General features: G+C 49.2%; 7 protein-coding genes. 2 read left to right on the forward strand and 5 right to left on the reverse strand.

Annotation, left to right across the window (positions count from 1 at the left end; all coding sequences use genetic code 11):
• Positions 1-249 precede the first annotated feature (249 nt).
• The 4 genes from recD to KQY15_RS18035 all read right to left on the reverse strand — a co-directional run bounded on the left by recD (position 250) and on the right by KQY15_RS18035 (position 10,218).
• Complete coding sequence (gene recD, locus KQY15_RS18020) at positions 250-2,247, reverse strand: exodeoxyribonuclease V subunit alpha (protein ID WP_308160269.1); 1,998 nt, start codon at positions 2,245-2,247, stop codon at positions 250-252.
• On the reverse strand, positions 2,237-5,935 hold the full coding sequence (recB, locus tag KQY15_RS18025) for an exodeoxyribonuclease V subunit beta (protein ID WP_217671321.1): 3,699 nt from the start codon (positions 5,933-5,935) through the stop codon (positions 2,237-2,239). Before recB ends, recD begins: the two co-directional genes overlap by 11 nt.
• Positions 5,932-9,444 (reverse strand): exodeoxyribonuclease V subunit gamma, encoded by a 3,513-nt coding sequence (recC, locus tag KQY15_RS18030; protein ID WP_217671322.1) that lies wholly within the window; start codon positions 9,442-9,444, stop codon positions 5,932-5,934. The genes recB and recC overlap by 4 nt, the downstream gene beginning before the upstream one ends.
• A 63-nt stretch (positions 9,445-9,507) precedes the next feature.
• Positions 9,508-10,218, reverse strand: a complete 711-nt coding sequence (locus KQY15_RS18035; protein ID WP_217671323.1) for a DUF3581 family protein — start codon at positions 10,216-10,218, stop codon at positions 9,508-9,510.
• Between the two features lie 204 nt (positions 10,219-10,422).
• Here KQY15_RS18035 and KQY15_RS18040 point away from each other — a divergent pair, with 204 nt between their 5' ends.
• Positions 10,423-10,896, forward strand: coding sequence for a hypothetical protein (locus tag KQY15_RS18040; protein WP_217671324.1), 474 nt, complete (start codon positions 10,423-10,425; stop codon positions 10,894-10,896).
• Between the two features lie 66 nt (positions 10,897-10,962).
• Positions 10,963-11,541, forward strand: a complete 579-nt coding sequence (locus KQY15_RS18045; RefSeq protein ID WP_308160270.1) for a YchJ family protein — start codon at positions 10,963-10,965, stop codon at positions 11,539-11,541.
• A gap of 9 nt (positions 11,542-11,550) precedes the next feature.
• Here the strand turns inward: KQY15_RS18045 and KQY15_RS18050 are convergent, their stop codons facing one another.
• Entirely contained in the window at positions 11,551-12,024 is a 474-nt protein-coding gene (locus tag KQY15_RS18050; RefSeq protein WP_217671326.1) for a VC2046/SO_2500 family protein, read from the reverse strand.
• Positions 12,025-12,127 lie beyond the last annotated feature (103 nt).

A 12,127-nucleotide genomic window follows, 5' to 3' on the forward strand; every position in this document is an offset into this window, starting at 1 on the left:
GTTTCGTTTTCACGAACATCATTATAAGTGCCCACACAGATAATTGATTGCGAATTGTTAAAGAGCATGCTTCAAACCCGTTTACCAGAGTGAAGCGAGAACCGCTTGCGCCATTCTCAGATGTTTTCTCAGTCGTTTGCTGCGTTGCCGCTGCCCCGTCTGTGGATGCGCATTATAGGGAGTTTAAAACACTGTGCAAGCGCTTTTTGAAGAAACAAAATCGTTTGCCTAAAAAACAAGCAAACCCAGTTAAGAGTCATCAGCCAACGCTAATGATAAACCACCAGCACGCAACGTCTGCCGCTGTACTACCCGCCCCAGCAGAGACGGTTCAGCACAAAGCAGGCTAAAGCGGGCCGATGCGCGGGTAATGGCAGTATATAATAACTCCCGATTCAGCAGACCATTGTCATGAGCTGGCACTGCCAGCACGGTATGACGGAATTCTGACCCTTGGGATTTATGTACTGTCATCGCATACACTGTTTCTACTGCATTTAGCCTGGCCGGAATAACCCATTTAATACCTTCCGCCACCGCGAATGCCACTCTTAGCACGACGCTGACACTGCCATCTGACTGGACGACTGATTTAGGCAGACAAATCCCAATATCACCATTCATCAGCCCCAGCTGATAGTCATTACGGGTAACCATCACGGGTCGTCCGGCATACCACTGATGTTGTGGCACAATTAAACCCGCTTTCGCCAGACAATGTTGTATTCTCTGATTCAATTGCTCGACACCGAGCTCACCTTTGCGGGTTACCGCCAGCACCTGAAAACAACTATGCGCGTGCAAAATTTGCCGGGCCCAGCCATCCTGCAGCTCCGGTTCAGCAGGAGCAATCCTGAGCATGGCTAAGTAATGCTGGTAACCATCGCTTTTTGTATTAGTACTATTATCAGCACCGCTGACTATCAACTGCGCAAAACCAGCACTTGCTGTGCTAAATTCCTGCAACAGGCATAATTCAGCTGGATGCTGATACCAGACAGACGGGTCTAGCTGCCCCTGATTAACCATTGCTGCCAGCCGGCCAATGCCACTATTTTGACCAAAACGATGACTATGACGCAACATCACAATATGCTGTGACAGTAAACTGCCTTTATCACTTATCAGTGTGGCGGGGATCTGCTGGCCGGTTTGCTTTGCTAACCAGCTGGCCGTTGCCGGCAGATAATCGCCGGCAACGGCTTTTTTGCACAGCTCAGCCAATAATGCGCCTGCCTCTACTGACGACAACTGATCTTTATCACCCAGCAAAATGATCCGGGCAGATTGTGGTAAAGCTTGTAATAACGACGCCATCATTTCGACATCAACCATCGACGCTTCATCCAGCACCAAAATATCCAGCGGCAAAGGCTGATAACGATTAAAACGCAGATTTTTGCTGCCGGGGCGTACCCCCAGTAAACGATGAATAGTGCTGACATTAACCGGAATAGCCAGCTCAATCTGACTGAAACCGTCAATTTTAAGCGCTGCCAGCCGGCTGATGGCGCCACTGATGCTGTCTTTTAAGCGGGCGGCTGCTTTGCCGGTAGGCGCAGCCAGGCGGATTTCCAGCAAGGGTGCCTGCTGGCGCAGCTGTAATAATTGCAACAACGCCAATAAACGAACCACTGTGGTGGTTTTGCCAGTGCCAGGGCCACCGGTAATCACAGTAAAAGCACTGCGACAGGCCAGCGCACAGGCCAGTTGTTGCCAGTCAGGTTCCAGCTGTTGTTCAGCTGGCTTACTTTGCTGAAACAGCCTGGCAATTAATGGCAATAAAACGCTGTCCGGTAACTGCGCACTAAGGTTGTCACTTTGATTCAGACGTTGATTAATCTGGCTGGCAATATCCTGCTCATATTGCCAATAGCGGCGCAGATATAAACGGCTACCTGACAGCACCAGCGGATTATGGCCGGCACCGCTATCCACCACTGCCGACTGACGAAGCGCATGCTGCCACTGCGCTAAGCTTACGGCAGCGAGTTGTTGTTGCACGTCCGCTTGCTGACTGGCAGTCAATTCGGCCCCCAGCCCCAGTGTTAATAACGGCTCAGCCTGCAGTTTTGCCAGATCCAGGCAGACGTGCCCTTGTTTTAACTGATAGCTGCACAGCGCCGCAGCCAGCCAGACCAGCGGCTGTGCTGGCTCGTAGCGGGCAATAAAACTGGCAAACGCTTGATCCAGCGGGCGCAACCAGCCGTGATTTTGCCACTGTTCCAAAATGTGTTCAGCCTGCACTGACAGCCTCCCCACGGAACAGCTGGTCAAGTGTATTAATTAACTGCAGCGGAGGTTTTAACCACACCATGCCCTGCTGTGTTGATGCCACACCTCTTATAAACCAGTGCAGCGCCCCGCCAATATCCCGCTGATAATCATAACCAGCCAGCCGGCTTCGCAATAGCCGGTGCAGCGCCAGACAATACAATACTGCCTGCACATCATAGCGCTTTTCCAACATAATTCGGCGTAACGCCGATTCGTTATAGGAACCGGCACACTGGCCGACCCGGTTTGATTTGTAATCACACACGACATAACGTTGCTGTTGACAAAATACCAGGTCAATAAAACCTTTAAGCATGCCATTCAGCTGGCCAGCCAATAACGCAGGTCGGGCTTCACCTGGCCAGATATGCTGCTGCAGTATGGTATCCAGATGAGTAATATCAATCTGCTGACAGGGTAACCAAAACTCCAGCTCAACCTGATAACTTGTCATCCTGGCTAAACTCACCGGCTCAATTTTTACAGTGTCCGGCAGCCTAAAATCACTGGATAGCAGCTGCATCAGCCAGTGTTGTAATGCCTCGCAATCAGACTGCCAGCCCCTTAACTGACAACGTTTAGCAAGTTCTTCCATTAATAACTGCGGTTGTTTGCGGATAGCCGCAAACCCTTGCTGCCCAATCCACTCAAGGATGCTATGCAAAAAGGTACCGGCTTGCGGCCCGGCAACAAACTGATACTGAATAGCAGGCTCCACTGGCTGCTCTGCTACTGGTTCAACATCAGCTTCGTTATAAAGCTCTGTTAATAACTTATCGCTGGCTCGCTCCGGGTCACGTTGCGACAGTAAGCTGCTTTCCCCCAATTGGCGGGTAATCGCACTGTAACTGGCAATCCACCAGTGCTGACGAAATGAATGGCTAATTTGCCGGGCATTCATATTCAGCTGGTTTTGCCTGAGAGGCTGATAAAAGTTCTGACTTGGTGCAGGCAGCGTTTCCAAAGTAATAGCCGGACAATCTGCCCAGGCAGTCTGAACCTGCGTAACAAAATCGGCAGGAGCCACATCAGAGGTTGCCAGTAAATAGCTGACTGCACTTGTCTCTGCAAGTGGCGCGAGTCCTAACCAGCAAGCGTATTTTGCGCGGGTAACGGCGACATAATATTTACGAATGTCTTCGGCCAGCCGCTCATGCTCAGCAGCGGCGATGATGTGCTCATCAGGCTGATAACTGAAACACAGGTTGCCCTGCGCATCACGATAAGTAACAGGTAACTGAGCGGCGTTAACCTGTCTGGCGGCACAAATAAACGGCAGAAAAACCAGCGGGTACTCCAGGCCTTTTGATTTATGGATAGTAATAACCTGCACCAGCTCAGCATCACTTTCCAATCGTACTTTTTGCTGTTCGTTATCGCCAGCTCCGCGTTGCTGGATCTGCTCGCTCAAATAACGCAGTAAAGCCTGCTCTCCATCCAGTTGCTGAGCCGCCTGCTGCAACAATTCGGCCAGATGCAGCAAATCCGTTAAGGCTCGTTCACCGTCGGTACTTTGCCTCAGTCGTGCCGGGATGGCAAACTCAAACAGCAGACTACGTAGCATTGGCAGTACACCAAAGCGGCGCCATTGTTGTTGGTACTGTTTAAATTGCAGACAAAGTTGCTCCCACTTCAATTCTTGTTGCTGCAAGGTATCAAGTTCCGCCAGGCTGAGGCCAATCGTACTACAGCCGATAGCAGAGCGCAGTAAACTGTCTTGCTCGGGCTCAGCGCAGGCACTGAGAATAAGCTGTAAATCCAACGCCGTGCCAGAGCTGAACACTGACTCCCGGTCTGATAAGTAGACGCTGCGGACCTGCCGCTCTGCCAGTTGATTCCTGATTGCCTGTGCTTCAGTCTGATTATTCACTAAAACCGCAATGTCTGACGGTTTAAGCTGGCGCTTTTCACCATCATCTTTAACAAAGTAAGTTGCACCACTGACCGCTTGTTGCAAAATATCAGTGATATAACTGGCACAACCGCTGGCATACTCGTCCAGATATGCCTGTCGACTCATTACTTTTTCTGCTGTCTCCTCAGGCAACCAGCCAGTCAGCGCGGCTGCAAGCTGTTTTCCGATATGCAGTTGCCAGTTATTCCCTTTAGCATTAACCGGATAAAATGGCAGCGGATCCGAATTAGCAGAGGCCTGCTGTTGCTGTCGGAACAGAAAAGCCCCGCCAGGGCGCAACTCTGCCTGTGCAAAAATATAGTTTACTGCACTGACCAGCCGGGTGTCTGAACGAAAGTTGGTATCCAGTGTGTAGTGCTGGCCAGTAGTTATCTGCCGCGCTTTAAGGTAGGTATAAATATCAGCACCACGAAAAGCATATATTGCTTGCTTTGGGTCGCCAATCAGCAGCAGCGCATGCTGATGTTCAGCTTCAGCATCCTGAGGTGAATTTTCTGATTTATCCAGATAGATAGCTGAAAATATCTGATACTGAATAGGGTCGGTATCCTGAAACTCATCTATTAGCGCCACCGGATACTGTTGTCGGATCAGGCCGGCTAACTGAGCCCCCTGACTGCTTTGCAAAGCAGCGTGCAGCCGAAGCAGCATATCGTCGAACCCCATTAGTGCCTGCTGGCTAAGCCCGGCCTGGATCCGCTCTGCCAGCCAGCTGGCAGCATGCTGCATCAGTAACTGACGAGGCTGGGCTAAATTTTTAAGGGCGGCTTGCAACTGCACAATACCGTCAAATGCCGGATGCTCAGGCACCGGCTGTTGCTTCCAGCACTCGGCTATTCCCTGAGGCGATAAACGATACCAACCAGTACCTAAATCAAGGGTTTCATCCGGTGCCTGTAACCAGTTTTGTATTTTTTGCAGCCAATTATCCAGGAAGCGTTGCTGCAGTTGTCTGCCATTAACAGCTTTAGCTGTAATTGCATCGTTCAACAACCGGGTTAGTTCCGGTAGCCATTGCTGCCACTGAGATGTCAGTTGCTGCAGCTGAGTCTGCCGTTCTGTCTGACACTGCGCAATTGCCACCTCCGGTTCCGCGTAACCATTGTTCACCGTAGCAGTTTGTTGCAGATAGTAACTGGTCAGCCCGGCAACACTCTGCCACAACTGCTCCGGAGTTTGCCAGTAACTAATACACTGAGCTAATGCCGGTTCAGCTAATTTATAATAAAAACTGCGCCAGTAATCACGGGCCGCCTCTAATTTCAGAGCACTTAAGTCAGTACTTAATTGTTGGGTAAACAAACTGCCACTGGCAAAGGCATGCTCCGCCAGCATCCGGTTACACCAACCATGGATCGTTGAAATTGCCGCTTCATCCATCCACTGAGCTGCCAGCTCAAGCCTGCGGGCACAGTAAGCAAATTCAGTGCCTGAGTAATCAGCAAGCAACGCAGCAAGCACACTATCGCCAGTGCTTCCGGAGCGAAAGGCCTGCGCTGCCTCGGTTAAGCGTAACCGGATCCGATCGCGTAACTCCTGCGTTGCCGCCTCGGTAAAGGTAACCACCAGAATTTCAGGCGGCGTTAATGGCCGCTGAAACGCCTGGGCTTTGCCATGACCAAGCACCAACCGTAAATAAAGTGCTGCTATCGTGAAGGTTTTGCCGGTACCGGCACTGGCCTCTATCAGCCGGTTACCTCTGAGTGGCAACGTTAGCAGGTCAAGCTTTGCTGGCGGTTTCATTCTTCCACTCCGCTGCCTGCAGCCTGAAGCACTGCGGTTAACAGTGGCCGGTAAAGTTGTTCAGCCAGAACCATAAAATCGCCACTTCTGATCAGGTGCTTAAAATCCGGAAACAGCCGCTGTAAATAAGGATTCAACTGCACTATCCCCGGGTTGTAGTTGTCGCCCAGATAACGCTTTTCACATTGTTGCAGGATTTGCTCGTTACTGAGTTTACCACCGTCAGTCTGCTGCAGGTATAAGATGGCACATTCTAATTCCAGCGGCCACGGCGCCTGATGCGCCTGCAGGTAATAACTTAACAACTGTTCCAGCTGCTTTGCAGCGGCTGTTTCTGTTAACGCTGCAAAGACTATTTCGCCAGCCTGGCTTAGCACAATCGTCTGACACGGGCCCTGGGTGTTGGCAAGTAAATGGCTAAGCCACGGTGAAACCAGATGCCGCCACTGATATTTGCGTTGTTTAATAATGGCACTGGCGCTTAACAGCAGCTGACAGCGCTGGCCGCTGGCATTTTGCCGCAACTGGGTAAGCCAGTCCTGCAGCTCCATTTCCTGATACTGCCATTGCACGGCAAAGGCTTTTATGCTGTCGGGGTAGCTTTGCTGCAGTTGTTTAAGCCGTTCGGACAAGACCAGCACTGGTTCTGCCAATTGTTTAGCATGTAAATCAACAGCGCTGCCTACGCCAAGTTCGCCCCGGCGCTGCATTTGAGCCAGACAATTGTCAATGGCATTTGCTATTGGCCGGTTGTCAGCCAGCGCCTGTTGTACCCCGTTGATCAACTGTTGTTGTAATTGCCAGCGACTCAGACCATCTAACGCAAAGGCCTCATCATTTTGAGCAACACGATCAGCCTTAGTAAGCCAGATGTTTAAACGCTGGATAAAAAAACTCTTAACCGGATCACGAACGAACTCCGTCAACTGACGCAAGCTGATGGGCTCAGTGGGTTGCCAGTGACTAAGCGTTCCGGGTTCTGACAAGGCGGCGCCATCAGCCAGCCATTCCTGTTGATAGCTAAATAAACCAGATTCAGTATTACTGAAATAGCGCGGGCTGAAAGGTTGCAGCGGATGCTCAGTCGTCAGTTGCGCCAGTAATCCCGGATTATTTTTAGCGGCGACCTTGCCCTCATCTTTGATTACTTTTTCATCAGCTGTCTGGAAGCACTGGGCAAGATGGTCACGTAATTGACCAATAAGCATCGACGGTGCCCGCTCGCTGTTATCATGAATACTGCGCCCTACCCAGCTTATATAAAGCCGGTCGCGCGCAGACAGCAGGGCTTCGAGTAATAAATAGCGGTCATCCTCGCGCCTTGAACGATCTCCCGGACGCATATCTGTTTGCATAAGATCAAAGTCCTGTCTTGGCTGCTGACGCGGAAATGCGCCATCATTCATCCCAAGTAAACAGATATGCCGAAACGGAATGGCGCGCATCGGCAGTAAAGTAGCGAAAGTCACACCGCCAGATAAAAAGCGTTGCTGCACACCGGGCTGGGCCACCAGGCTAAACCAGCTCTTTGCAACAATTGGGGCCGGCAATGCAGTACAAAGCGCCGCTTGCTGACAATCGGAGAACCATTGGTCCAGTGCTTCATATAACTGGCCCAGCAAAGCTTGCTCATCCGTAAGTTCCGGCAATAAAAAATCCTGTAGCATCACATTTATTAACTGTTGCCACTCTATAGGGCTGTGCGGATGTTGTAACCGTTGCCAGTAGTGTTTAAGTTTTGCCAGCAACTGATATAACGGACCTATTAATGTCGCCTCTAAACCGCTTATTTCAGTGAAAGGATCAATGCCATGCCAACCATCATTAGCTTGCTCTGCTATTGGTCCGGTGGCAAAGCCCAGCAACATTCTATCCAGCGCAAATTGCCAGCTGTATTGATGCAAGCCATCAGGTAAATCGAGACTATGTCGCTGCGTCGCATCCAGCCCCCAGCGAGCACCTGCAGCCTGCAGCCATTGATGTAGTAACGGCAATGCTGACTCTTCAATAGCAAAACGTTGACGCACAGCAGGTACTTCAAGCAGATCCAGAATATCGCTTAAATGAAAGCGGCTTTGAGCTAGTGCCATCAGCTGTTCAACTGCCTTAAACATCGGCTGCTCGGTACCCGGTGGCAAATCGGCAATGGTAAAAGGAATATAACGTGGGTCTTCCGGTTTTAACGACGCAAAAACAGCCTGAATAAGCGGCGCATATCCGGCAATATCAGGTACCATTACCATGACATCACGTGGTGTCAGGCTATGATCCTGCTCAAATGCTGCCAACAACTGATCGTGCAGAATTTCCACCTCACGCATTGCACTGTGGGCAAGATGAAACTGAATTGACTGGTCGCTCTTAGCAATTGCCGGCCAATATTGCTGACTATCATGTACCGGACGTAAATCATAAATATCATGCTGTAACATCCCCAGCAACTGGTTGCTGTCTGGTGGTTGAAACAGGTCAATCCTCTGGTTAACAAACAGATTTTTGAACTGAGCGGTTTCATCAAATTCATCAAGTAACCGGATATAATCCCGGCCCTGCCGTCCCCAGGATGCCAAGAGCGGCTGAGCGTGAATGTGCAGCTGGTCGTCACTGATATTAACAGGCATGCCCGTTTTATAAGACTGACGATGATGGCTGGCTTTTAGCAGTTCTTTTTCACTGATGATATCTGCCCAGTAATGCTGACAAGGATTATGCACCGCCAGTAACACCTGACAAAAAGGCGCTATTGCGGCCAAAACTTGTAAGCTTTGTTGAGGCATTGCCGAAATACCAAAAATAATTAAGCGCGGCGGCAATATTGCCGCCGCCTCAGCTGCTGACATAACCGCTAATTTATCAATGAACCGTTGGTGCACTTCAGCACGGCTGTCACCCAGCTGTTTTGAACTGACTCTGTTGTGCAAAACACGCCACAATACACTTTGCCATTGCTGATCCGGTTTTAGCGGTGTTAGCTGGCCCCGGGCGGTAATCAACAGATCCTGGCCCTGCTGCCACAGATTCAGCCAGTCGGCGCGATATACCTGATACTGATCGTACAATGCAGCCAATTGCTCCGCCAGCTGATAAGTTTTCAGCAAAGTCGGATCATCAGCGAAGAAATGGCGGAGGGGCTCAAAGCAAGGAACGTCAGGTAATTCAGGCAATACACTCAATAAATGCCAGCGCAGTAAATCGCGGCTGTATGCCGAGCGTTCACTAATCTGGTCCTGGCCCAGAACTTTGCGGTAAAGCTGCCAGATAAAACGGGCCGGCAACTGAACATCAATTGCCGCGGCTATGCCACAGCCCGGTTCAGCGGCGTCAGGCTCGTTGGCCAGCGCCAGTTTAAGCCATTGGGCAATACCATTGCTTTGCACCAGAATATGTTCAGATGCCAACGGCATAAGGGGGTAGCGTTGCAGCCAGTTTACTACCAGTGCTCGTAATTGCTCAGGCGCATTAGCATGAACCACCAGAAAACCGGGTTGTAATGAACTAGCCTGCGCCATAAAAAGCCTTTAGTGACAAAGAGCTGCCACTATAGCTGATTTTATATTGTTATTAAAAGCGACTTAGCCGTGGCTTCTGCTTAGATTTTTACGGCGATCATATTCTGCAATCATCAATTGCATCTGCGCCTCATCATAGGCTTGCAAATTGCTCAGTATCATTCGCTTCTCGCCACAGCCGATTTGTGTGCCGTGCTGGGTAAGTACAAACTGCAACAATACGTTACCCCGCTTACCTTCTACCTGCAAAGACGATGCGGCAAGGCTGAGTTCTACTTCTGCGGTTGGCAGAGTATCGAATGACAACGCCATACTCTCATAAATGACTAATGGCCGGCCAGGATGGATCATAACACTATGCTGCTGCATTAACGGCTGCAGAATATGAGGGAAATTTTGCCCCGAAAATTTCACATAATCACGGATCAAGGGTTCAATTACCGCCAGATCGTGGCTGGTCTCACCCTGCCGTTGCAATGACAGATATACCTTGCCATGTGCATCACAAATTTTAAGCTCATCATTATGCTGCTCACAATGCAGCAAGACATCAGCGCTGACCATACCGGCAAAAGTACAAGTCAGCTCTTTACTTAAGCCGTAATGACTGAGCAGATAAGCAAACAATAAGTCACCAGGCACGCAGAATCTCTTAGCGTCAACGTCGTGGATCGGATTGAAATCCGTCGCTATTTGCTTGGCAAAACGACAGGATTGCAATTTGCTGAAACTAAAACCTTCAGCTGAACGGGTGACAAAATCGTCTAACAACATCAATCAGGCACTCTTATTTTAAACTCCAGCCGGCAATTCTAACCTAAATTAGCAAACTAATGGTCCAGCCAGTAATAAATAACTGCTATTAGCCGGGCAGCTACAGCAGCCTCTGCTACGTTGTCGGAAAAATTACTTGCCTTTATTTTAAACACAGACTACTGTATATGCATACACTGTATAAATACACAGCTGGAGCGCAATATGATAGCAACAACGTCTTTTAGCAACCCCATTACAGAGCCTGCTGGCTTGCCAGCAAAACAAAGCACCGGACGCTTGCAACGATTGACTGCAGCCGTATCGTCTGCCAAACCGTTTTATCAGGAACTGACTTTAGCATCAGCAACTAATGCAGAGCCGCTACTGATAAAGTTATTACAACGGCATTGCTGCGAAACAGGCTGGATTGTGTTGGTTGCGCCACAACAATTGCCATCAAAAGCACTGGCCAGTTATTTACAATTGCCAATAGATAGAATACTGGTTATCCATCCTGAGACGATAAAAGATCCGGCAACAACTTTAATGAAGCTGTTACATAGTGCCAGTTGCCGGGTAGTAATTAACTTCACTGAATTAGCTTCAGCAGCTTTGACCTCTGAGCTTAGCCAGTGCGCTGCCAGACAGCAACGTTGGTTTTACCAGATGAATCAGATAACAACACAGACTCACTAGCAAGCTGCAGCACTAATGATAATTACGATATAATGCCGGAAATGTTACTTATGTCGAATTTCTGAGGTGCTTTTGAATTGTTATTGCGGCTCCGGCCTGAAGTTCAGCGACTGTTGTCAGCCACTGCTTGCAGGAGCAAAAAAAGCTGACTGTTGTCGACAATTGATGCGTTCCCGGTACAGTGCCTATTGCTGTAAAAAAATTGAATACATTCTGCAAACATGCCGGCCGGCCTTGCAGAATACGTTTAATGAACAGACAGCATTTAATGCGCAGTCAACAGAAAATGCGCTGATAAAAGAAAAAGCCCAGATAACAGACTTTGCCAACGCAGTTCATTTTGTCAGTTTAACAATTACTGACTACTCAGATTCCGACAATTCAGCAAACTCAACACTTGAGCCAGGCACTGAGGGTTTTGTCAGTTTTGTTGCCCGTTATATCTATGGTAATAAGCTGGAAAGTTTGGCAGAAAAATCACGTTTTCTGCTTGACGATCAGTGGTACTACATTGATGGTCAGATCACGCCAGTAACAACGCAACCAATTGGCCGGAACGACCCTTGCCCTTGCGGCAGCGGTAAAAAATTCAAACACTGCAATCAGCATCTGCCCAGTGGTGCTGTGCCGGTAGGTCAGGGTTAATGTTGCACCTTAAGCTGCAGTTTGCTCCAGCTGTTGTAAAATGTCATACAGCGCTGTTGGATCTGACTCAGTACGTTTAAGCTTCCCACTCTCGCGCCGGCGTTTACTATGAGCATCTAAGTTCTGATTTACCTCCCCGGCCAGTTTTGCACTGTCATCTGTCAATACCAATGGCCCGGGCACTAAATATTGTTGTAGTTTCAGTTGTCGTAAACCACCTTGCTGCAAGGCCAGACTTTGTCGGGTTAACGTTGCAAGGTCCGGCTCCTGCCAGCCGAACTTTCTGGGATTCGGCAATGAAAAGCTGGCATAGATATCCTGAGTTTCAGTAATCGGTGTTATTTGTGGCGTCTGAAACTCCGCCATCTCGTCAATGGCTGGCGACAAAAAAGCCAGCCACAACGCAAAATCTGCCCTGTGCTGCTGGTTAATTGCTTTATTTAAGCGACAATCGAGTTGCCATTCATTGATAATCGTCGTCATAGCGGTTTCTTAAGCTAAGGTTGTTTGGTTTATCGGCAGTCTGGCAAAAAAGTTAAGTAAAATGCTTTACATCAAAAGACAGTTTGATAATATGCGCGCACTT

Origin of the sequence: Arsukibacterium indicum, from assembly GCF_019100565.1 — a bacterium.
In the GTDB taxonomy this organism is placed as follows: domain Bacteria; phylum Pseudomonadota; class Gammaproteobacteria; order Enterobacterales; family Alteromonadaceae; genus Alishewanella; species Alishewanella indicum.